At 70.0% G+C, this 20,165-nt stretch carries 22 protein-coding genes and 1 riboswitch; of the genes, 11 read left to right on the top strand and 11 right to left on the bottom strand.

From position 1 onward, the window contains the following. The first annotated feature begins 10 nt into the window (after positions 1-10). The 3 genes from ACQBAU_RS12855 to ACQBAU_RS12865 all read left to right on the top strand — a co-directional run bounded on the left by ACQBAU_RS12855 (position 11) and on the right by ACQBAU_RS12865 (position 1,993). The gene (locus tag ACQBAU_RS12855; RefSeq protein ID WP_434548920.1) at positions 11-547 is read left to right on the top strand and encodes an RNA polymerase sigma factor; all 537 of its coding nucleotides are present in this window, start codon (positions 11-13) and stop codon (positions 545-547) included. Next, positions 544-1,227 (top strand): methylated-DNA--[protein]-cysteine S-methyltransferase, encoded by a 684-nt coding sequence (locus tag ACQBAU_RS12860; RefSeq protein ID WP_465257063.1) that lies wholly within the window; start codon positions 544-546, stop codon positions 1,225-1,227. The genes ACQBAU_RS12855 and ACQBAU_RS12860 overlap by 4 nt, the downstream gene beginning before the upstream one ends. A 151-nt stretch (positions 1,228-1,378) precedes the next feature. Beyond that, positions 1,379-1,993 carry a DNA-3-methyladenine glycosylase I gene (locus ACQBAU_RS12865; protein WP_465257064.1) on the top strand — a complete coding sequence of 205 codons (615 nt, stop codon included), beginning with the start codon at positions 1,379-1,381 and terminating at the stop codon, positions 1,991-1,993. Positions 1,994-2,061: 68 nt separating this feature from the next. Here ACQBAU_RS12865 and ACQBAU_RS12870 read toward each other — a convergent pair whose 3' ends face one another. Continuing rightward, positions 2,062-2,673 (bottom strand): TetR/AcrR family transcriptional regulator, encoded by a 612-nt coding sequence (locus ACQBAU_RS12870; protein WP_434548917.1) that lies wholly within the window; start codon positions 2,671-2,673, stop codon positions 2,062-2,064. 187 nt (positions 2,674-2,860) lie between these two features. Here ACQBAU_RS12870 and ACQBAU_RS12875 point away from each other — a divergent pair, with 187 nt between their 5' ends. Next, on the top strand, positions 2,861-3,958 hold the full coding sequence (locus ACQBAU_RS12875; protein WP_434548916.1) for a winged helix DNA-binding domain-containing protein: 1,098 nt from the start codon (positions 2,861-2,863) through the stop codon (positions 3,956-3,958). 43 nt (positions 3,959-4,001) lie between these two features. On the opposite strand, the gene poxB is transcribed toward ACQBAU_RS12875, so the two are convergent. Together poxB and ACQBAU_RS12885 are read right to left on the bottom strand one after the other, a co-directional pair. Continuing rightward, entirely contained in the window at positions 4,002-5,726 is a 1,725-nt protein-coding gene (gene poxB / locus ACQBAU_RS12880; protein ID WP_434548915.1) for a ubiquinone-dependent pyruvate dehydrogenase, read from the bottom strand. Between the two features lie 99 nt (positions 5,727-5,825). Beyond that, positions 5,826-6,776 carry a Gfo/Idh/MocA family protein gene (locus tag ACQBAU_RS12885; protein WP_465257065.1) on the bottom strand — a complete coding sequence of 317 codons (951 nt, stop codon included), beginning with the start codon at positions 6,774-6,776 and terminating at the stop codon, positions 5,826-5,828. A gap of 85 nt (positions 6,777-6,861) precedes the next feature. Between ACQBAU_RS12885 and ACQBAU_RS12890 the strand changes: the two genes are divergently transcribed. Further along, positions 6,862-7,917 (top strand): Gfo/Idh/MocA family protein, encoded by a 1,056-nt coding sequence (locus ACQBAU_RS12890; RefSeq protein ID WP_465257066.1) that lies wholly within the window; start codon positions 6,862-6,864, stop codon positions 7,915-7,917. 13 nt (positions 7,918-7,930) lie between these two features. On the opposite strand, the gene ACQBAU_RS12895 is transcribed toward ACQBAU_RS12890, so the two are convergent. The 6 genes from ACQBAU_RS12895 to ACQBAU_RS12920 all read right to left on the bottom strand — a co-directional run bounded on the left by ACQBAU_RS12895 (position 7,931) and on the right by ACQBAU_RS12920 (position 14,626). After that, on the bottom strand, positions 7,931-9,490 hold the full coding sequence (locus ACQBAU_RS12895) for a hypothetical protein (RefSeq protein ID WP_465257067.1): 1,560 nt from the start codon (positions 9,488-9,490) through the stop codon (positions 7,931-7,933). Further along, positions 9,490-9,642 (bottom strand): hypothetical protein, encoded by a 153-nt coding sequence (locus tag ACQBAU_RS12900; RefSeq protein WP_465257068.1) that lies wholly within the window; start codon positions 9,640-9,642, stop codon positions 9,490-9,492. Before ACQBAU_RS12900 ends, ACQBAU_RS12895 begins: the two co-directional genes overlap by 1 nt. Beyond that, a complete protein-coding gene (locus ACQBAU_RS12905) occupies positions 9,627-10,466 on the bottom strand; it encodes an ABC transporter ATP-binding protein (protein ID WP_465257069.1) in 840 nt (279 codons plus the stop codon). The genes ACQBAU_RS12900 and ACQBAU_RS12905 overlap by 16 nt, the downstream gene beginning before the upstream one ends. 61 nt (positions 10,467-10,527) lie before the next feature. Then, positions 10,528-13,173 carry a multicopper oxidase domain-containing protein gene (locus tag ACQBAU_RS12910; RefSeq protein ID WP_465257070.1) on the bottom strand — a complete coding sequence of 882 codons (2,646 nt, stop codon included), beginning with the start codon at positions 13,171-13,173 and terminating at the stop codon, positions 10,528-10,530. Further along, positions 13,170-14,402, bottom strand: a complete 1,233-nt coding sequence (locus tag ACQBAU_RS12915) for a hypothetical protein (RefSeq protein ID WP_465257071.1) — start codon at positions 14,400-14,402, stop codon at positions 13,170-13,172. The genes ACQBAU_RS12910 and ACQBAU_RS12915 overlap by 4 nt, the downstream gene beginning before the upstream one ends. After that, positions 14,375-14,626, bottom strand: a complete 252-nt coding sequence (locus ACQBAU_RS12920; protein ID WP_434548908.1) for a DUF2249 domain-containing protein — start codon at positions 14,624-14,626, stop codon at positions 14,375-14,377. The genes ACQBAU_RS12915 and ACQBAU_RS12920 overlap by 28 nt, the downstream gene beginning before the upstream one ends. A 246-nt stretch (positions 14,627-14,872) precedes the next feature. On the opposite strand from ACQBAU_RS12920, the gene ACQBAU_RS12925 reads away from it, so the two are divergent. The 3 genes from ACQBAU_RS12925 (at position 14,873) to ACQBAU_RS12935 (ending at position 17,571) form a co-directional block, all read left to right on the top strand. Further along, positions 14,873-15,442 (top strand): helix-turn-helix transcriptional regulator, encoded by a 570-nt coding sequence (locus ACQBAU_RS12925; RefSeq protein WP_434548907.1) that lies wholly within the window; start codon positions 14,873-14,875, stop codon positions 15,440-15,442. A 78-nt stretch (positions 15,443-15,520) separates the two neighbouring features. Then, a complete protein-coding gene (locus tag ACQBAU_RS12930) occupies positions 15,521-16,549 on the top strand; it encodes a Gfo/Idh/MocA family protein (RefSeq protein WP_465257072.1) in 1,029 nt (342 codons plus the stop codon). Then, positions 16,546-17,571 (top strand): Gfo/Idh/MocA family protein, encoded by a 1,026-nt coding sequence (locus ACQBAU_RS12935; RefSeq protein WP_465257073.1) that lies wholly within the window; start codon positions 16,546-16,548, stop codon positions 17,569-17,571. Before ACQBAU_RS12930 ends, ACQBAU_RS12935 begins: the two co-directional genes overlap by 4 nt. A 103-nt stretch (positions 17,572-17,674) precedes the next feature. On the opposite strand, the gene ACQBAU_RS12940 is transcribed toward ACQBAU_RS12935, so the two are convergent. Together ACQBAU_RS12940 and ACQBAU_RS12945 are read right to left on the bottom strand one after the other, a co-directional pair. Then, a complete protein-coding gene (locus ACQBAU_RS12940; protein WP_465257074.1) occupies positions 17,675-17,905 on the bottom strand; it encodes a hypothetical protein in 231 nt (76 codons plus the stop codon). Beyond that, a complete protein-coding gene (locus ACQBAU_RS12945) occupies positions 17,902-18,105 on the bottom strand; it encodes a hypothetical protein (protein WP_465257075.1) in 204 nt (67 codons plus the stop codon). Before ACQBAU_RS12945 ends, ACQBAU_RS12940 begins: the two co-directional genes overlap by 4 nt. A gap of 53 nt (positions 18,106-18,158) precedes the next feature. Beyond that, a riboswitch (guanidine-III (ykkC-III) riboswitch) is annotated at positions 18,159-18,225 on the top strand. A 10-nt stretch (positions 18,226-18,235) separates the two neighbouring features. Between ACQBAU_RS12945 and ACQBAU_RS12950 the strand changes: the two genes are divergently transcribed. The 3 genes from ACQBAU_RS12950 to ACQBAU_RS12960 all read left to right on the top strand — a co-directional run bounded on the left by ACQBAU_RS12950 (position 18,236) and on the right by ACQBAU_RS12960 (position 20,163). Then, positions 18,236-18,550, top strand: coding sequence for a DMT family transporter (locus ACQBAU_RS12950; RefSeq protein WP_465257076.1), 315 nt, complete (start codon positions 18,236-18,238; stop codon positions 18,548-18,550). Position 18,551: 1 nt separating this feature from the next. Continuing rightward, positions 18,552-18,902 carry a DMT family transporter gene (locus ACQBAU_RS12955; protein ID WP_465257077.1) on the top strand — a complete coding sequence of 117 codons (351 nt, stop codon included), beginning with the start codon at positions 18,552-18,554 and terminating at the stop codon, positions 18,900-18,902. Between the two features lie 262 nt (positions 18,903-19,164). Continuing rightward, a complete protein-coding gene (locus ACQBAU_RS12960; protein ID WP_465257078.1) occupies positions 19,165-20,163 on the top strand; it encodes an ABC transporter substrate-binding protein in 999 nt (332 codons plus the stop codon). The last annotated feature ends 2 nt before the right edge of the window (positions 20,164-20,165 follow it).

The following is a 20,165-nucleotide window of genomic DNA, read 5'->3' on the forward strand; positions in this document are numbered from 1 at the left end:
ACACGCAAGGATGGGACCTCACAACCGACCCCACTACCGCGACTACTCGGTGATGAAGATGAAGCAGCCGTACGACTCAGCGGTCACCACCCACGGTGCCACCGTGTTGCGGGTGTGCCGCGCCGTCCTCGGGCCCGGGGCGGATGCCGACGACGCGTGGTCGGAGACGTTCCTGGCCGCGCTGCGGGCGTGGCCCGACCTCGACGACGACACGAACGTGGAGGCCTGGCTGGTCCGGGTGGCCCACCGCAAGGCGGTCGACGTGATCCGCGGTCGGCAGCGGCGCCCCGTGCCGACCGAACACCTGCCGGAGACCACCTCACCCCTCGGCCGGCCAGAAGACGTCGAGCTCGACCTGTGGGCGGCGGTCGCCGCGCTGCCGGAGCGGCAACGACTCGCGGTGGCGTACCACTGGTTCGGCGGCCTCCCCCACACCGAGACCGCCGAGCTGATCGGTGGCACCCCGGCGGCCGTCCGACGAGCCGCCGCCGACGGCATCGCCTCACTCCGCCGCACCCTCACCGTCCGGGAAGGAGCCCGATCATGATCAACGACAACACCCACCGCGAGTCGACCTCGCCCGGCCGGCCCGACACCTCACCCTCACCGGCAACCGTGTCGGAGGGCGAACCCTTGGCAGCAGCCCGGTTCGACGCCTCGTCGGACGACCTGCGCCTCCTGCAGCAACGGCTCGCCGCCCGCGCGGCGGCCGACGACCTGCTCGACGTCGCCTACCGCACCGTCGACTCCCCCGTCGGCACCCTGCTGCTGGCCGCCACACCACGCGGGCTGGTGCGCGTGGCGTACGCCACCGAGGACTTCGACGTCGTGCTGCAGGCGCTGGCCACCCGATTGAGCCCCCGGGTCCTGCGGGCACCGGACCGGCTCGACGTCGCCGCGGCAGAGCTCGACGAGTACTTCGCAGGCCGACGGACCGCGTTCGACCTGCCGCTGGACCACACCCTGTCGACCGGGCAGTTCCGACGCCTCGTCCATCAGCACCTGCCGCGGATCGGCTACGGGCACACGGAGTCGTACGGCGACGTCGCGCGCCTGTTGGGTCGGCCGACGGCGGTCCGTGCCGTCGGGTCGGCCTGTGCCACCAACCCACTGCCGGTGGTGGTGCCCTGTCACCGGGTGCTGCGGAGCGACGGAACCCTCGGCGGCTACGTGGGTGGACTGCCGGCCAAGTCGACGCTGCTGGAGTTGGAGCGCACCCGCGGATGAGGTCGGGGCGTTGGCGGAGCGGGCGTTGGCGGTCCGGGCGTTGGCGGTGGGGGCGTCGCCGGTCCATCATGGACGGGGCACCCGCCCCCGACCCCGCCCCGGATCGGAACCGGCACAAGAACACGGCGCTGATGATCATGGAGGTTCCACGATGGGCAACGGCTTGGTGATCGGCGACGACGGCCTGGCCCGGCCCCGCTGGGCGGCCACCGACCCGTTGCTCCGCGACTACTACGACACCGAATGGGGTATGCCCGTCACCGACGAGCGCGGCCTGTTCGAGCGGATCAGCCTGGAGGCCTTCCAGTCCGGGTTGTCGTGGGCCACCATCCTCCGCAAACGGCCACGGTTCCGGGAGGCCTTCGCCCACTTCGATCCCGACGTCGTCGCCGCCTTCGGCACCGCGGACGTCGACCGGTTGCTCGGCGACGCCGGCATCGTACGAAACCGGGCCAAGATCAACGCGACCATCGGCAACGCCGCGGCGACCGTCCGGTTGCGCGACGGGGTCGGGCTGGTCGAGTTCGTCTGGTCGTTCCGGCCGGACGAGACGCCGCGGCCGACCTCGTACGCCGAGGTCCCGACGTCGTCACCGGAGTCACTGGCGCTGTCCAAGGCGCTGCGCAAGCAGGGATTCTCGTTCGTCGGGCCGACCACGATGTACGCGTTGATGGAGGCCATCGGGATGGTCGACACGCACCTGGTCGGATCACATCGTCGCGGCAGTTCGGGTGTCTGGCCGACCGAACCGGTCCGTGGTGGGTGACGACGCATCGGGCCGAGCCCTCTCGACGGGTGCTGGCCGCCGACCCTGGTGACCGGGTACTGGCGCAGTCACTCCACGGGTTGCCGGAAGGCACTGTGCAGCGTGCGGCGGATCAGCTCCGGGGCCTCCTCGGGGTCCAGCCGGTCCGCCTCGATCTCGTCCGCCGCGCCGTGCATGATCATGTGGGTCGTCGCGAGCAGCCACGGCATCGGCAGGTCGGTCCGGAAGGCACCCTCGCGCTGCCCACGCTCCAACAGGCGACGAACCTTGGCGTCGGAGGGCACCCGCAGGTCCCGCAGCGTCCGGACGCCTTCCTGCTGAGCCGCCGACAACAGCACGCGCAGCTGGTTCACCAGGTCCCAGCAGGAGTCGATGACGCGGGCGAAGGCGTCGCACACGTCTCCCTCCAGGTCGATCTTGTCCAACTGCTCGTCGCCACGGTCGAGGGTGTCGCAGATGGCGGCGTCCAACAGTTCGGCTCGCGTCGGGAAGTGTCCGTACAGGGTCATCCGGCCCACGCCGGCGGCAGCCGCGATGTCGGCCATCGAGCTGTCCGGGTCGTCGCGCAACACCGAGGCCGTCACTCGGAGGATCTCGGTCCGGTTGCGCGCCGCGTCAGCCCTCAGGTTGGCGGCGCGATTCCTTGCACCGGTCCGTGTGGTGTCGTACTGCGTCGTCACTGGCCCTCCCATGTGATGTCTCAGCAGGTCATTGGCACGGGCAGACTTGGTCGCTCGTCCCACATGATATCGAAGTCGACATATGGCGGACCGAGGGGACGCGCGGCCAGCGGCCAACCGGCTGCTCGAGGGCACCTCGCCGGCACACCGGACGGTGTACGTCCGGAATGTGCGGCACGCTGGTGCCGTGGACATCGAGATCGCTCGTTGGCGACTGCGCAACCAGTACCTCACCTCCCCGCACGCAGGGTCGGCCGCCGCGGTGGTGCACCACCTGTTGGCCGTCCAGGCGGAGAATCCGGGCCAGTCGGCGTGGGCCGTGGGGACGCGGACCCGGGCCGCCGACCCGACGGATCTCGCCGGCCTGTTGGCGTCCGGGGAGGTGCTGCGGACCCATGTGTTGCGGCCCACCTGGCACTACGTCGGTCGGGACGACCTGGACTGGTTGCTGGCGCTCACCGGACCTCGGGTGCGACGCGGTCCGGTGGCCGCACTCCGCGACCAGCACGGTCTCGGCGCGTCCGAACAGGAGCAACTCACCGTCGCCGTCACCGAGTTCCTGACCCACGAGCCGGACCGCACCCGGACCGAGGTTGCCGACCACGTGCGGGAACGGTTCCCCGCCATGGCGGAACGGCTCACCAGCCACGTGATGATGCTCGTGATGGCCGATGCGGAACTGGACCGGTGGGTGTGCAGTGGCACCCCCCGCGAGGGCGAGCACACCTATGCCGACTTCGTCACCCGGGTGGGCCTCCGGACACCACCGGACCAGTTCGACCGGGACGAGGCCCTGGGGCGACTCGCCTTGCGCTACTACACCGGCCACGGTCCCGCGACGGTGGACGACCTGGCCTACTGGGCAACCCTCACCCTCACCGATGCCCGCCGAGCTGTGCAGGCCGTACGTGATCGACTCGAGTCGTTCGAGTACGACGGGCGGCCCTGGTTCCACGCCACGGGAAGTCCGCCGGACCATGATCAACAGCTGGCGGCGCACCTGTTGCAGGTCCTCGACGAGATGTATCGGGGTTACCACCTGAACACGCGCTGGGTGCTGGACGCCGCGGGCCAGGTGCCGCGCGGTCGGGAGCAGGCCATCGGCATGGCGTTGCTCGACGGACAGTTGGTCGCCGGCATGAAGCGCCAACTCACCGCCACGACAGCAAGGTTCACCCTGCTGCCGCACCGGAAGCTCAGCCGCCACGAGGTGGTGGCGTTGACCGCCGCCGCAGACCGCTACGGCGCCTTCCTCGGCCTGCCGGCCGAACTCATGATCACCTGACCCGCCCCCCGAGCTGGTCGAGGGGGGCCCGGGACGTCGGGGCTCAGAAGAGTTGGCGCCAGTTCGCCTTCGCCAGGTCGAGCAGCTGGTCGCCTCGTCCCGACATCACGGTGCGGATGGCGTACAACGTGAATCCCTTCACCTGTTGGGCGGTGATCGCGGGCGGCATCGACAGCTCATGCCGTTCGGTGACCACGTCGAGCAGGGCGGGACCGTCGTGAGCCATCACCTCGGCGACCGCACCCGGCAGATCGGCCGACCGTTCGACCCGACGGGCGAAGATCCCCAACGCGGTGGCGACGTCGGCGAAGTTGGGGTTGGCCAGATCTGTGGCGTAGGTGACGAACCCGGCCGCCTTCATCTCGAGCTCGACGAAGTTCAGCGACGAGTTGTTCAGCACGATCGTCTTCACCGGCAGGTCGTTCTGGGTGAGCGTGATCAACTCACCCAACATCATGGCCAGGCCACCGTCGCCTGCCAGTGCGACGACCTGTCGGTCAGGATGGGCGACCTGGGCACCGATCCCGTGCAGCAGGGCGTTGGCCATCGACCCGTGGCTGAACGACCCGATCAACCTGCGTCGTCCGTTCATCGTGAAGTAGCGGGCCGCCCACACCACCGGGGAGCCGACATCGGCGGTGAACACAGCGTCCTCGGCGGCCGCCTGGTCGATCAGGCGGGCCAGGTACTGCGGGTGGATCGGCTGCTTGCCCCGCGACGGCACGGCAAGCTCGTCGAGGGCGGCCCGGGTCTTGCCGTAGTGCTTGACGGAGTCCTCGAGATGGGTCCGCCGCTTCTTGGGCTTCACCCGTTCAGCCAGCGCGGCCGCGGTCGCCTTCACGTCCCCCACCAGACCGAGGTCGACCGGGTGACGGCGCCCCAGCTGTGAACCACGGATGTCGACCTGGATGGTCGTCGCGTGGTCGGGATAGAACTGTTGGTACGGGAAGTCGGTCCCCAACATCAACAGGGTGTCAGCGGCGTCCATCGCCCGGTAGCCGGACGCGAAGCCGAGCAGCCCGGTCATGCCGACGTCGAACGGGTTGTCGTGCTCGATGAACTCCTTGCCCCGCAGGGCGTGCACGATCGGAGCCCCCAGGCGATCAGCCAGGTCGATCACCTCGGCGTGGGCGCCCTGTACCCCGGCGCCGGCCAGGATCGTCACCTTCTTCGCCTTGTCCAGCAGGGATGTGGCACGGTCGAGTTCATCATCGTTGGGCCTGATCACCGGACGGGTGCGCTCGATCGCGTGCACCGCGTCGGTGGTCGAGTCGGCCAGTGCCACGTCGCCGGGGATGACCAGCACGGCGACGCCCTGCTCCTCGATCGCGGTCCGCAGCGCGATGTGCAGCAGCCTCGGCAACTGCTGCGGCTGCGCGACGTACTCGCAGTAGACACTGGACTCGGCGAACAGCTCCTGCGGATGGGTCTCCTGGAAGTAGTTGCTGCCGATCTCCTCGGTCGGGATGTGGGCCGCGATGGCCAGCACCGGCACCCGGGAGCGGTTGGCGTCGTACAGTCCGTTGATCAGGTGGAGGTTGCCCGGCCCGCAGGACCCGGCCACCACCGCCAACTCCCCGGTCGTCGCGGCATCAGCGGCGGCGGCGAAGGCGGCGGCCTCCTCGTGTCGGACGTGGACCCAACGAATCGAACCGTCCTTGCGGAGCGCATCGGTGAATCCGTTCAGCGAGTCGCCGGGGATTCCGTAGACCCGGGAGACGCCGTTGGCCTTCAGCGTGGCAACGATGTGTTCGGCGACGGTGGCCATGGGAGCCCTCCTGTCAGGCGGTGGTTGCCACGCTAGTCCACCAACTCCACCGCCCCACCGCCGGAGCGGACACTCACCACCCCCCGAGCGCGTCGATGCTCACTCGAGGGCGGCGTTGATCAGTTCCACCGCCCGGACGGCACGGAGTCCGTCGGCCCCGGTGATCGGCATCGGCGCACCGGTCCGTACGGCGTCGAGGAAGGCGGCATCCTGGCGACGCAACGATCCACCCTGGACGCCCGGGTCGTGGGTCCAGTTCCGGCTGTCGACGAACTTCGTACGCGGCTCGTCGTCGGTGGTCAGCTGCAGTTCGTCGGTGGAGAGGTCGACCAGCGCGGTGCCGCGGTCTCCGAACAGCTCGACCCCGGCCAGGCAGCCGCGGGCGCTCGCCCGGTGGATCAGCCAGTGGTTCTCCAGCTGGGCGAGGGTGCCGCCCGACAGCGTGAGCCCGGCGGTGACCACGTCCCAGTTGTCGGTGAACACCCGGCGGGCGTTGGCGGTCACGCCGGTGACGACCTGCCCGGTCAACCACAACAGCAGGTCGAGGTCGTGAACGCCCAAGAACTCCAGCACCGAGGCTCGGGCCCCGATCCGCTCCCCCGATGCGACCGAGTTCGAGCGGTGGATCCGGACGTAGCGCAGCTCGCCGAGGACCCCGGCGTCGAGCCTCCGCTTGAGCTCACGCAGCCGCTCGTCGAAGCGCAGCACATGGCCGACCATCAGTCGGCCTGCTTCGTCGGCGGCCAGGATCCGTTGCCCGTCCGCCGAGCTGGTGGCCAGCGGCTTCTCCACCAGGACAGGCTTCCCGGCGGCCAACGCCGTGATCGTGGCGTCCACGTGCAGGTGATCCGGCAGCGCGACCACGACCGCGTCGCAGCGATCGAGAGCCGCGGCCACGGTGTCGACCACCTCGATGCCCAGCTCATGGGCCGCTGCTGCGGCCGCCGTCGGATCGACCTCGACCCCGATCACCGTCACATCGGGCAGCCCCGACAACGTCCGGGCGTGCAACATGCCCATCCAGCCCAGTCCGACAACGGCGAGACGCATCTGTCCTCCTGTGGGTACGGGCAGCCGGGCACCGCCTACGATGCAGCGTAGGCAGCGTCGAGGCATCCGTGAAGGGGTGGCAACCGTGGTGGAACAGTCGCAACGGATCGGCGTCGGCATCATCGGTGCCGGCATCATGGGCACCAGCCACGCCGCATCGTTGGCCGACGACCCCCGCGCCCGACTGGTCGGCGTGGCCGCACTGCCGCAGGCGTCGGCGGCCGAGCTCGCCGACCGCTACCGTGCCCACCATGATCAGGCGGCGGAGGCGCCACGGGCCACCGACGACTACCACGACCTGCTCGCCGATCCGGCCGTCGACCTGGTGACGGTGGCGACGCCGGACGACCGGCATCACGAGATCTGCCTGGCCGCGCTGGCCGCCGGCAAGCACGTCTTCGTGGAGAAGCCGCTGACCACGTCGTTGGCCGAGGCCGACGAACTGGTGACCGCGGTGGAGCAGGCCGACACCACGCTGATGACCTGCTTCAACCACCGGTGGATGCCGCCGTACGCCCGGGCCAGGGCCGAGATCGCGGCCGGCAACATCGGGCGGCCAAGAATGGCGTACGCCCGCAAGAACGACCGCATCTTCGTCCCCACCGAGATGTTGTCGTGGGCCGCCGACACGACCTGCGCCTGGTTCCTGTCGAGCCACGACATCGACCTGGTCAACTGGTTCTTCGACGACCGGCCGGTCTCGGTGTACGCCAACTCCGTCAGCGGGGTCCTGACCGGACGGGGCATCGACACCCCCGACGCGATCCAGGCCCAGGTCACCTACGAGGGCGGCGGCGTCGCCACGTTCGAGTCGTGCTGGATCTACCCCAACACCTATCCCACGATGACCGACTCCTGGATCCAGGTGACCGGCGAACGGGGCGTCCTGCAGTTGCCCCGCATCGACGACCAGGTGTGGCTCACCACCGAGGAGTCGTACGAGTTCCCGCGGCAGTCGGTCGGCAGCGACATCCACGGGCGACGCTCCGGTGCGGTGACCGCTGCGCTGCACCACATGATCAGCTGCATCCTCGACGGCACCGAACCGTTGATCACGATCCGGTCGTCGCGCGACGTGACGGCGGTGCTGGACGCCCTGCACCGTTCGCTCGAAAGCCACCGGGTCGAACCGATCACCTGATCCCGGCGACTGATCACTTGGCTGCGGTGGCCTTCTTCTTGCGGGCCTCGACACGCTTGCGCTTCTCCTTGGCCTTCTCCTCGGCCGCGGTGATCTCCGACTGATGGCTCGCCTTCTCCAGCCAGCCGGCGAAACCACCACCGGCATTGGCCGCCAGGTCACCGGGGTACCGGATCCGCGCGAACACGACCGGCAGCCGGCGTTCCAGGTAGCCGACGGTCATCCGGCCGAGCAGGACGCTCCCCAGCACGCCGTTCACGATCCCGACCCCGACACCGATCCAGGTGATCAGTTCGACACCGGTGGCAAGTCCGGCTGCCAACACGGCGGCCGTGGGGACGATCAACAGCGCCACGCCCCAGAAGGCGACCTGGCCCTGCAGGGTCAGGTCGCCACCGGCATCGTTGGGGCCCACGCGTCGGCGGGGGTCCACACCGGGCGACACGCCGCCGGCCGAGACGAGCACGGCCATGCCGGCCGACACCCCGAGCAGCGCGGCCAGGCCGCCGAGCAGGACCGGGATCGACCACCACGCCCGGGACAACAGCACGAGGCCTCCCGACACGATCACCGCCGGCGGGGCGAACAGCAGGAGCAGTGCGATCTGTCGGCCCCAGACCTCGGCCCGTACGGTGTCGGCCCGCTGGCCGACGATGCTCAGCCAGGCTGCCGACCCGTCCTGGCCGTACAGGTTGCAGCCCCCCATGGAGACCATCCAGGCGATCACCAGGCCGGACAGGGGTGCCACGACCGCGTAGTCCCCGGACACGTAGGCGAACAGCCCGACGAACAACCCCGCGTACACCGACGATCGCAGTTCCAGCTTGCGCCACGGGTCACGCCACCACTGCCGCAACTCCTTGCCGACGACAGCCCCCAGGGCCGTGTCCGGCAACAGCGGCCGCCCTGTCAGCACCCGGCTGCCGGCCGGACGGCGCTGCCGGCCCGAGGTCGAGCTGCTGCCGAGATCGGGGCGCAACAGCTGGGCGGCGAGCAGCAACAGCACCGCGGCCAGGCCGAGCAGCCCGGCCAGCCATCCCACCGCCCCGACCAGATTGCCGGCCGCCGCGGCCTCGACGGCCTGCAGGGGCCACGACGTGGGAAACCAACCCAGTCCGGCGTTGATGCTGTCGGGCAGGCCCGTGGCCAGGAATCCCGGCACGTCAGGGATCGCCGCGGTCACCACCATCCAGCCGGTGAACAGCGAGGCAATGAGGAAGCCGAACTGGATGCCGGAGATCTCGATCCCCAGCCAGGTCTGCATCGCCGCCCCCAGCACCCCGTACACCACCCGGGACAGCGCGATCGTGATCACCCACAGCAACGGCACCGCCACCAGCACGACCAGCAGGGTGGCCGGGGACAGGACGACAGCATGGACGCCGACCGCGGCGAAGGCCAGCAACAGGTAGCCGCTGGCGACACCCGGGAAGGTGGCACCCAGCAACCCGAGCGCCAGACGCCGACGGTCGATCGGCAGCAGGGTGAAGTAGTCGGCCCGCAGCACGCCGGCCCCCGACACGGTGACCGGGCCGAACACCGCGCCGATCCCCCAGATCGCGGAGGCGAGCATCAACACACTCGGCCGGGCCTCGTCGGACGCGGCGATGCCGGCCCCCAGGTCATGATCAGTGCCACGATCCCGAGCAGCCAGCCGATCAACCGCATGCCCTGCGACGAGTGCCCGAGCATGGCGAACTTCATCGAGGTCAGGATCCCAACCACGACAGCTCCTCCCCCTCGAGCTCCCGGTCGCCGACGAGCTCGACGAACCGGTCCTCCAACGTCCTGGAGCCGCGCACCTCGTCCAAGGTGCCGTCGGCCAACACCTTGCCGCGGGCCATGATCGCCACCCGGTCACACAACGTCTCCACCAGCGACATCACGTGGCTGGAGATGATGATGGTGCCACCGGCAGCGACGAACCGCCGCAGGATCGCGGTCAACACCCGCGCCGACACCGGGTCGACGGCTTCGTACGGCTCGTCGAGCACCAACAGCCTGGGCGAGTGCAGCAGGGCGGTCGCCAGTCCGATCTTCTTCCGCATACCGGTGGAGTACTCCAGCACCGTGGTGCCGAGTTCTTCGGCCTCGGCCAGCTCCAGCACCCGCAACAGCTCGGCGGTACGGGTGTTGATCACCTCCCGCTCCATGCCGCGCAGCCGCCCCCAGTAGGTCAGGAGCTCGGCCCCGGTGAGGCGTTCGGGCAGCGCGAGCCCGTCCGGCAGCACACCCAGATGGGTCTTCGCCTCGACCGGGTCGGCCCACATGTCGACGCCGAGGATCCGTGCGGTGCCCGATGAGGGTCGCAGCAGCCCGACCGCCATCGACAGGGCCGTCGTCTTGCCCGCCCCGTTCGGGCCGACGAGCCCGCAGAACGACCCCCGCGGCACCTGCCAGGACACACCGTCCACCGCGGCCTTGTCACCGAAGTTCTTCGTCAGGGCGTGCAGTTCGAGGGCAGGAGATCCGTCGTCATCGGTGCTGTCGGGAGCGATGGGGTCAGCGGTCGGGTGGTCCGGCGTGGCCGGGACGTGGTCACGTTCCATGCACGACAGTCTCTCGTGACGAACCCCGGCGTGGCAGGGATGTGCACGTCGAGCAGCGGGTTCACGGGGCTGGTGACACCTCGAAGACACCTGCGGCACCGCGTTCGGCGTCGGCCATCACGTGGGTGATCGCCGGGTAGTGTCCGGGCTCGGGAAACGTCAGTTCCACGAACCCGCCCTGCGCCGGTTGCAGGGCCAACACCTGGGCACCGCCGCTGGTGGTCCCGAAGGCGTCGGCACCTCCTCGGAGCAGGTAGGCGCCCTCGGCGAACACGGTGTCGAACTGGCCACCGACCACGTGGAAACTGGTGGCCCGGTTGGGTCCCGCGTCCAACACCCACACCCGCACGCGTTCGCCGACCCGGGCCGTCAGTGGTCGCTGCTGGTACTGCCCGGCGATGCCGTTGAACACCACGAAGTCGGGCTCGAGGGCCCGCATCGCCGCCGGTACGTCCACGTCCCGCGCGTCGGCCGGGCTGGTTCCGCCATCGGCGGACAGGTGCACCTCCGACTGGACCAGGAGGTACTCATGATCAACCGGAGGCAGGTCGGGCGGGTCGATGATCACCGCACCGTGCAGCCCTGCGGCAATATGGGCACTCATCGGCGCGGTTCCGCAGTGGTACAGCCAGATGCCGGCGCGGCGGGCGGTGAACGCGTACACCAAGGACTCGCCCGGCGCGATCGTCCGCATCGGGCCGTCCGGCGCCAACGCACTGGCGTGGAAGTCGATCGAGTGGCCCATCGTTCCGTCGTTGACCAAGGTCACCTCGAAGGTGTCGCCCACCTTGCCGCGCAGCGTCGGGCCGACCCCGTGGCCGCCGAAGGTCCAGCGGCGTTGCCACACCCCGGGCGCCACCTCCAGCGGCACCTCGGTGAGACGCAGTTCAACCCGGTGCGCCCGGCCCTCGGGGGCTGGATCCAGCACCGGGTCGATGATGCTCTGCAGCGGCTCCGTCCCGACCCGGTGCGGCTGGTGGCCGACGCCCTGACCGTCGCCACCTCGTTCGTTGCCGCCTGCGTCGACGGGTTGGTCGTCGACCAGCACGGCGAACGTCATGCCCATGGCGCGGTGCCCCACGACGGTGCACCAGCCCTCGATCGACGCACCGATCGAGTCGATCACCAGCTCGGTCTGCTCCCCCGGTCCCACCCGCTCGGAGGTGCTGTCGCCGAGCTGCAGGTCGTGCACGTTCGTCGGGTCACGATTGACCAGGGTGATGACCAGCCGGTCACCCCGCCCGACCGCGACCCGGTCAGGTACGAACCGCATGTCGTGGGCCTCGACGGTGACCGCGACCGTACGCCCCGACGGCTCGGCCTCGACGACCTGCGGTGTGGTGCCCGGTTCCAGACCGGCGCCGATCGCGGCGACCACCGTCAGCGCCACCACCCCGGCGATCCAGCCGTTGGCGGTCAGCACCGGCACCGATCCCGGGGCTCCCGGTTGCCGGTCCGCAGGTTCCTTTGCGGTGGTTCGTGAGTCCGGACGCGCACGGTCCTCCGCGAGCCGGCGTTTGGTGCGGACCGCCGTGCGGATGCCCACGATCATGATCGGCAGGAAGGACACCAGCGCGACCAGCACCAGCGATGACGTGGTGACCCGCACCCAGCCCGACACCCCGGGCAGCAGGAAGATCAGCAGGCCACCGTTGATCACCACCAGCCGGGTTGCGGCCGCGATGTTGAAGCGTGCCGACGAGGCACGGACCACCACCGGTCCGCCGCCGATCATGGCCGGCAACAGGTGGGACAACGCGCCGGTGACCAACTGCAACGCGAAACCGACCGCCCACATCGCGGCGAGCGTCGGGTAGAGCTCGGCCAGATCGGCGTCCGAGAGCGTGGCGACCGCCACCCCCGTTGCGGTGATGGCCGCCAGGAACCACAGTGCGGCGACCATGATCGAGAAGCCGGCGAACTCCCGTGGTGGCCGGCGACGCAGCGGCCCCAGCAGTCCGCGCCCCACCCAGCCGAGCCCGACGACGTACCCCAGCAGGCCGAGCAGGGTGACCGGGACGAGCGCGGCGACGGCCCCGGTGATCACGACGGCGATGGCGCCGACCAGCACCGGCAACGCCTGTCTGGCCAGCGTTTCGGTGCGGTCGTCCATCCTGGTGCGCAGCACGGTCGGCCAGAAGGTGATCAGGGTTCCGGTGACCGTGAGTCCGAGCCAGCCGAGCAGCATCGTCAGGGAGTGCGCGACCAGGAGACGACCGTGCCATGTCTCGGACAGGCCCCGGGCCAACAGCACACCGAACACGGCACCGACCGGTAGCGCGGCGGACGCGGCGACGTAGTGGTGCACCGTGACCCGGAACCTGCCCGGCAGGGCGCGCCGCAGCGCCCGCCACAGCGCAATGCCGTGCCACACCACGGCCATCGCGACCACCGCAGCCCCGACGACCGTCAGCGGCCACCACGTCGTCGGAACCCCGACGAGGACGGCCGCGGCGCCCAGCAGCAACAGCAACAGGCGGACGCTCTCGGCCCGGCGGGCGACCGGGTCCTCCGGGGCACGCAGCAGGGTGCGCGCGAAGTGCGCACTCCACACCATCACGGCGTGGCTCATCGCACCCAACAGCACCAGATGGATCATCAACCAGGTCGCCTCCGGCACCCATCGGTGCACCAGCGCCACCACCGCTGCGGCGACCAGCCACAGCAACAACGGATGGTCCCGCAACGGCTGCCGGCCACCTCTCATGCCGAATCCCCCCGACCCCTCGTCGTCACCTGCGTGTCCGTCACCGTGGTGTCTGCCGCTGCCCCCGGTCGTGCGACCAGCACCACTCCGGTCACGACGAAGATCACCAACGCCGCGACCGTGAGCACCCCGCCCAGCTGCCACCCGGCGGCGAGCGACGCCGCGGCCGCCACCACCCGTACGGCCAACGCAACCTGCAGCACCAGCAACGGCAGCCACAGCACACTTCGGTACGGGAACCGGCGTCCGAGCACGGCGGGCAGGATCGTCGGTGCGTGCGCCATCACCATCGACATGGCGAAGCCGAGAAAGACCGTGTGGACGGCGATGTCGAGCTGTTCGGTCGATTCCGGGAAGCCCCAGATCACCCAGCCGGCACCGCCGATGCCGAGCCAGGTCGTACCGGCGAGCAGGGCCACCGCGACGAACCGCGGCTGACCGGCCGTACGCACCGTCCGTCGCCCGACGTCATCGGCCAGCAGCCACGCGGCGGCGCCGACCAGACCGATCCCCAGCAGCCTGCCGCCCAGTTCCTCGACGGTCAACGCCAGCACGGCGCCGAGGGAGATCGTCGTCGCCCAGCCCACGAGATGCGGAACGGCTCGCTCCCCCATCGACAGCTGCGCGAGCTCGGCACGTTCAGCCACGACGGTGATCACCACGAAGGCGATGAGCAGCGGCACCACGTCGGTCACCGGTCGAACGACCAGCAGGGCGGCGGCCACGGTTGCCAGCCCCGCCGCGAGCACCTGCGCCATGATCACCGGCGCCCACGAACGCCGCCACAGCGCCGACAACACCGCTGCCAGCAGGGCCGCGCCGAGCAGCATCATGAGCTGCCCACTGCGCACCGGCAGCCCGATGATCAACCAGACCGACCCACCGCCCAGCAACGCCGGAGCAGCCAACGCCCAGGTCCGACGCAGGGCCTGGGCGCGCTCGAGTGCGATCACCGTTCCCAAGAAGCCGAGCACCATCGTCACGCCGTGCAGATCCGCGAGTCGATCACTGTCGACCGGGGCCCACACCGCGAGCCGGACCAGTCCCGCGTCGAGGCCGGCGAGCAGACTCATCCCGCCGAGCAGCAGCACCAGCAGCCGCCAGCGGACGCCCGCACCGCGACGGCGGGCGACCACGGGCTGCCGGCGACCGCCCGATGTCGGTGCCGGGCCGTTCCGGGTCAGGGACGGCTCAGGCCGGGTCAGCGACGGGTCAGGCGGAGCTTCCATGCTTCGGGCCCCTGCTCCACGTACTCGACCCCGATCTCGTCGCCGTGGCGCTGGCGCAACTGTGCGAGCAACGGCAGCGGGTCGTGGGGTGCGACCAGGATGAACGAGGCTCCCGAGGACAGCGAGTCGGCCACACCGAGCACCGCCGCATGTCGGATCGCATGCGGGATGGTTCGGGCGTCCAGCTCGGGAGTGGCACGGTCGGTCAGCGGGAGGTCAGCCATGCCCCCAGTTTCCTACGGGCTAACATGTAAATATTCATCGATGGTCCGGCCGTCCACTTCGGAGGTGTGCCCCACATGCCGCGCTCCAGTTCCTCGCACCCCACGTCGCCGCGCCCGAGGGCGTCCGGGAGGGGGTCGACCGATCGGGCCGGCCGTACGGGACCGGCATCACCTGCGGCCCGTACCCCGCTGAGTCCGACGCGTCGCCACGTCCTGCAGCGGGTGGCGGACTTCGGCGGACGACAGGTGAGCCTCTCGGCGGTCCACGGTGATCAACCGGGCCACCGCAACACCACCCGACAGGTGCTGGGCACCCTCACCTCGATGGGGCTGTTGAGCGTGGCACCACTACCACCCACCGGCCGAGGACGGCCCGCCCACGGGTGGTCACTGACCGCCGCCGGCCGGTCTGCCGTCGACGGCACCGATGAGGCGAGCACCGTGGTCGGGGTGCTGGCCTCCTACGTCGTCGAACACGGCGACCCCGACACCGCCCGGAAACTCGGGGTGCAGTGGTCGGAGCGGCACGCCGAGATGGTCTCCGATGCATCGCCCGACGTGCGGGGCCTCGTGGACGTGCTCGGCGCCCTGGGCTTCGACCCGGTGCGCAGCCAGGCCGACACCTCCGAGACGATCCTGCTCCGCTCCTGCCCGCTGCTGGGCCCGGCGACGCAGCACCCCGAGGTGATGTGCGCGATGCACCAGGGCATGTTGGACGGTGTGGTGCAGAAGCTCGGCGCCCATCAGGGGGTCGAGCTGGTGCCATTCGCCGATCCGCAGGGCTGTCGGGTCGACGTCGGCGAACCCCCGGCCTAGCCCGACCGGCCCGCCTCCTACAGTGAGGGCGGCAAGATTGCGGAGCGCACGGCTCCGACCCGGATCAGGAAGAGCTCCATGTTGACGTCCCAGCCAGGACACGACTCCCCCACCACGTCGTCGACACGGGTGGGTCTGGTCGGTGCCGGCGGCATCGCCCCCTCCCATGTCACCGCGTGGCGCGACCTCGGGATCGAGGTGATCAACTTCGCCGAGCAGGGGTCAGCCGAGTTGTGTGAACGCTTCGGCCTGACGTCGGTCGGCAGTCTCGACGAGCTGCTGGCCCAGGTCGACGTGGTCGACGTGTCCACGCCGACCCCCTCGCACCATCCGATCGCCATGGCGGCCTTCGCGGCCGGCAAGCACGTGGTCACCGAGAAGCCGTTGGCGCGCACCAGTGAGCAGGCCCGCGAGATGATCACCGCGGCGCGAGCCGCGGGAGTCCAGCTGCACGTCACCCACGTGGTCCGCTACTTCCCGGCGTACGCGAGCGCCGAGCAGGCGATCCGGGCCGGCCAGCTCGGGCAGATCGCGGTCCAACGGCACATGCGGTGCGGGAACCGTCCCGACCGTGGCTGGTTCGCCGATGCCGTCGCCAGCGGCGGCATCGTGATGGACCTGATGATCCACGACATCGACTTCGCCCGGTGGACCGCCGGCGAGGTGGTCCAGGTGTTCGCCCGGGAGACCGACAGCCTGGCCGATCCGCAGGCCGCCGCCCATGCCCACGTGGTGCTCACCCACGCCTCCGGTGCGGTCAGCGAGTGCACCGCCAACTGGCGACGCGGCGCCAGGTTCGGCACCCAGTTCACCATCGCCGGTGCCGGCGGCACCCTCAGCCACCACAGCCTGGCCGACCCGCCGTTCGTGCTCGACGAACTGCCGACCGAGGACGGGAGCGGCAGGTTCGCGCCGTCGACACCCATGGCGGCGGTGCCGCACGCCCAGGCGATCGCCGAGATCCACACGTCGCTGACCGGTGGCCCCGAGCCCCGGGTGACCGCGGCGGACGGACTGGCCGCGTTGCTGATCTCCGAGGCCGCCGCCGAATCCGTCCGTACCGGTGCCCCGATTGCGGTGCCCAGCATCGAGGAGGTCGTGGCATGAAGGTCGCCGTGCTGTCTTTCGCCCACACCCATGCCACGTCCTACATCGTCGCGCTGCGCGACCGGGACGACATCGAGCTGTTGACCAGCGACCCGGACCGGGACGCCCGCCCCGAGCACGAGACCGGGGGCCGCAGCTTCGCCGACGACCTCGGCGTGGCCTACGTGGACACCTGGGAGGAGGTCGCGGCCTGGCAGCCGGACGCGGTGATCGTCTGCTCGGAGAACGCCCGTCACCGCACCGACACCGAGCGGGCCGCCGCGATCGGGGCGCACGTGTTGTGTGAGAAGCCGATCGCCACCTCGCTGGCCGACGCCGAAGCCATGATCAACGCCTGCGACGCGGCCGGGGTACAGCTGATGATCGCCTACCCGGTCCGCTACTCGCCGACCTTCACCGCCGTGCTCGAGGCGCACCGCGCCGGCAGGCTCGGCACCCTGCGTGGCCTGCACGGCGCCAACAACGGCAAGATCCCGGCGGGCCAGCGGGCATGGTTCGTCGATCCCGCATGGGCCGGCGGAGGTGCGTTGATCGACCACGTGGTGCACCTGGCCGACCTGTACGACGAACTGCTCGACCACGTACCGGCCGAGAGCGTGTACGCCAGCACCAACACGCTGTTGCCCGGTGCCGACACCGGTGTCGAGACGGCTGCACAGGTGTCGATCCGCTACCCCGGTGGGGTGATCGCGTCGATCGACGCGTCGTGGCTGGTGCCCCAGGGCTCGCACCTGTGGGGCGGTCTGACCATGGAGGCATTCGGCGACCGCGGGATGGCGGCCATGGACGCCTTCGGCCAGCGCGTCGACGGCTACAGCGCGGTGACCGGCGGGCCGCTCGGGCTCACGTACGGACCTGACCTCGACGCGATCATGCTCGCCACCTTCTTGGACGTCGTCCGCAACGGCACCCCGCCACCGGTGGACGGCCGCGGCGGCTACCGCTCGCTGGCGGTTGCCCTTGCCGCGCTGGAGTCGGCCCGTACCGGGAAGGCTGTCGACCTGGCGCCGCTGCCCTGGTGATCACCATCGCGTGATCACCATCGCGTGATCACCATCGCGTGATCACCATCGCGTGATCCCATCCTGTGATCACCATCGCGTGACCGCTCGTCGGCGGGGGTGTTCAGCTGATCAAGATCAGCAGGGCACCCCCGCTGACCACGAGTGCCACGACCTTGATCACCTCGGTGGCCACGTACGCATGGTGGGCGCTCGACCGTGGCACCTGGGCGCCGGCCAGTACCGCATCGGTCCGCGGGTTGAGTCGCGGCCGGATGCCGATCAGTTGCGCCGCCAGCAGCAGCACCGCGAGGCCGAGGGCCACCGTGGGCACCGGACCCGGACGAGCGATCACCAAGCCGGCGCAGACCGGACGACGGCGAACAGCAGCTCGGCGACGTTCAGGGCCCGGAACACGATTCGGCCGATCCCCAGTCCGATGGGCACGGTCACCCCGGGTGCCCGGAACCTCAACGGGGCTTCGATGAATGAGATCGCGAGGACCATACCCAGCCACAAGAAGGTGGCGGCGATGGTGAGGGCGTGCATGGTCACGAGTCCGACCATACGCCGCGGTATGTGGGCTGCGAGATTTGGTAGAGTGCCCTGTGGAACCCGGCGATCGGGTTCGCGGACGAGGGAGCAGTACCCGCCACACGACAAGACTGACTCGGAAGGGTTCGGCATGTCGTGGTTCATTCTGATCGCGTCAGGGATGCTGGAGGCCGTCTGGGCCGCAGCACTGTCCGCGTCCGACGGTTTCAAGCGGTGGCGACCCATCGTGGTCTTCGCCGTTTCGATGACGCTCAGCATGGTCGGTCTCGCATGGGCGATGCGGGAGATCCCCACCGGCACGGCCTACGCCGTCTGGGTCGGGATCGGTGCCACGCTGACCGTGTTGTGGGGTTTCGTCACCAAGCAGGAACGACCGACCATCGCACGCATCCTGTTGCTGGTGCTGTTGGTCGGGTCGGTCGTCGGCCTGAAGGTGGTGAGCTGACGTGGCATGGCTCATCTTGATCATCAGCGCTGGGTTCGAGGCCGTCTGGGCGACCGCGCTCGGCATGTCCGACGGCTTCGCCCGTCCCGTGCCCACGATCGTGTTCCTGGTCGCGGGGGCAATCAGCATGATCGGCTTGGCCCGGGCCCTCAAGGAGATCCCGATCGGCACCGCGTACGCGGTGTGGACCGGCATCGGCACAGCATTGACCGTGACGTACGCCATGGTCACCGGCACCGAGGCGGTGTCGGCCGCCAAGATCGTCTGCCTGGTCGGCATCATCGGCGCGGTCATCGGGTTGAAGCTCGTCCCCTCGCGCCGCGGGATCGAACCGGACCAGGCGGAGCCATGATCCGGCCGCGCGACCTGTCCCCCGCGACACACCACATGCTTCACCTCGCAGCTGCACGTGCGTGAAGCCGGGGCGGAGCGCAGGAGCCGGGGCGTCGTGACGGGCGCGGCTGGTTCGGCCCCCGGAGGGCTGCCGGTTCGGAGGGAGTTCGTGCGCCTCGCGGGGATCAGCACTAGCATGAGTCGATGGCGCCGGTCCGGGTCGTCACGTCGATTCTGCCCGGCTGCTGCCACCTGATCAGATGCCACAAGGGGGCCTTCCAATGACGCAACGCCGTGATTTCCTCAAAGCAGCCGTCGCGGTGGCGGCGGTGTCGGGGCCACTGGCCCTGGCTGCCTGTTCCGACACCGGTGGCGGACCCGGGGGCCAGAGCATCAAGGTGGGCATCAGCCAGTTCGTCCAGCACCCGGCACTCGACGCGGCGACCGCCGGGTTCAAGGAGGCGCTGGCAGCCGCCGGCTACACCGAGGGCGAGAACCTCACCTACGACGAGCAGAATGCCCAGGGCGAGGTGCCGAACGCCAACACCATCGCGACCACGTTCGCCACCGGTGGCTTCGACCTGGTACTCGCTGTGGCCACCCCGTCGGCCCAGGCGGCCGCGCAGGCGATTACCGACATCCCGGTGCTGTTCACCGCCGTCACCGACCCGGTCGCGGCCGGACTGGTCAGCTCCAACGAGGCGCCGGGCGCCAACATCACCGGCACCAGCGACATCAACCCGGTGGCCGAACAGCTCGAGTTGCTGACCGAGATCGCCCCCGAGGCCAAGCGCGTCGGCATCGTCTACAGCTCAGGCGAGGTGAACTCCGAGGTGCAGGTCGAGCTGGCCAAGGAGGCCGCCGGCGAGCTCGGGCTGGAGATCGTCGAGGCCACCGTGTCCAACGCCTCCGACATCCAACAGGCGACCACCTCACTCGGCGACGTCGACGCGATCTACGTCCCGACCGACAACGTCGTGGTGGCCGGGCTCGCCGCACTGGTCCAGATCGCCGAGCAGCGCGACATCCTCGTGGTCGGCGCTGAGGCCGGCACGGTCGAGAGCGGAGCCGTCGCCACCGTCGGCATCGACTACGGCCTGCTCGGTCAGCAGACCGGCGAGATGGCGGTACGGATCCTCAAGGACGGCGCGGATCCGGCCACGACGCCGGTCGAGACGTCGAAGGAGTTCGAGCTGGTGATCAACCCCGGCGCGGCCGAACGGATGGGCGTCGAGATTCCCCAGTCGGTCGTGGATCGGGCCGACCGGACCATCGAGTAGCC

It is taken from the genome of Carbonicoccus niuqiaonis, assembly GCF_050157065.1.
Classification (GTDB): Bacteria; Actinomycetota; Actinomycetes; order Propionibacteriales; family Propionibacteriaceae; genus Avipropionibacterium.

Excerpts from the sequence above, each read along its gene's own strand:
- poxB (WP_434548915.1), bottom strand. The coding sequence starts at position 5,726 with ATGGCCACCGTCGCCGAACACATCGTTGCCACGCTGAAGGCCAACGGC.
- ACQBAU_RS12860 (WP_465257063.1), top strand. The coding sequence starts at position 544 with ATGATCAACGACAACACCCACCGCGAGTCGACCTCGCCCGGCCGGCCC.
- ACQBAU_RS12920 (WP_434548908.1), bottom strand. The coding sequence starts at position 14,626 with ATGGCTGACCTCCCGCTGACCGACCGTGCCACTCCCGAGCTGGACGCC.
- ACQBAU_RS12960 (WP_465257078.1), top strand. The coding sequence starts at position 19,165 with ATGACGCAACGCCGTGATTTCCTCAAAGCAGCCGTCGCGGTGGCGGCG.
- ACQBAU_RS12910 (WP_465257070.1), bottom strand. The coding sequence starts at position 13,173 with ATGAGAGGTGGCCGGCAGCCGTTGCGGGACCATCCGTTGTTGCTGTGG.
- ACQBAU_RS12905 (WP_465257069.1), bottom strand. The coding sequence starts at position 10,466 with ATGGAACGTGACCACGTCCCGGCCACGCCGGACCACCCGACCGCTGAC.
- ACQBAU_RS12915 (WP_465257071.1), bottom strand. The coding sequence starts at position 14,402 with ATGGAAGCTCCGCCTGACCCGTCGCTGACCCGGCCTGAGCCGTCCCTG.
- ACQBAU_RS12935 (WP_465257073.1), top strand. The coding sequence starts at position 16,546 with ATGAAGGTCGCCGTGCTGTCTTTCGCCCACACCCATGCCACGTCCTAC.
- ACQBAU_RS12950 (WP_465257076.1), top strand. The coding sequence starts at position 18,236 with ATGTCGTGGTTCATTCTGATCGCGTCAGGGATGCTGGAGGCCGTCTGG.
- ACQBAU_RS12895 (WP_465257067.1), bottom strand. The coding sequence starts at position 9,490 with ATGCTCGCCTCCGCGATCTGGGGGATCGGCGCGGTGTTCGGCCCGGTC.
- ACQBAU_RS12930 (WP_465257072.1), top strand. The coding sequence starts at position 15,521 with ATGTTGACGTCCCAGCCAGGACACGACTCCCCCACCACGTCGTCGACA.
- ACQBAU_RS12865 (WP_465257064.1), top strand. The coding sequence starts at position 1,379 with ATGGGCAACGGCTTGGTGATCGGCGACGACGGCCTGGCCCGGCCCCGC.
- ACQBAU_RS12885 (WP_465257065.1), bottom strand. The coding sequence starts at position 6,776 with ATGCGTCTCGCCGTTGTCGGACTGGGCTGGATGGGCATGTTGCACGCC.
- ACQBAU_RS12855 (WP_434548920.1), top strand. The coding sequence starts at position 11 with ATGGGACCTCACAACCGACCCCACTACCGCGACTACTCGGTGATGAAG.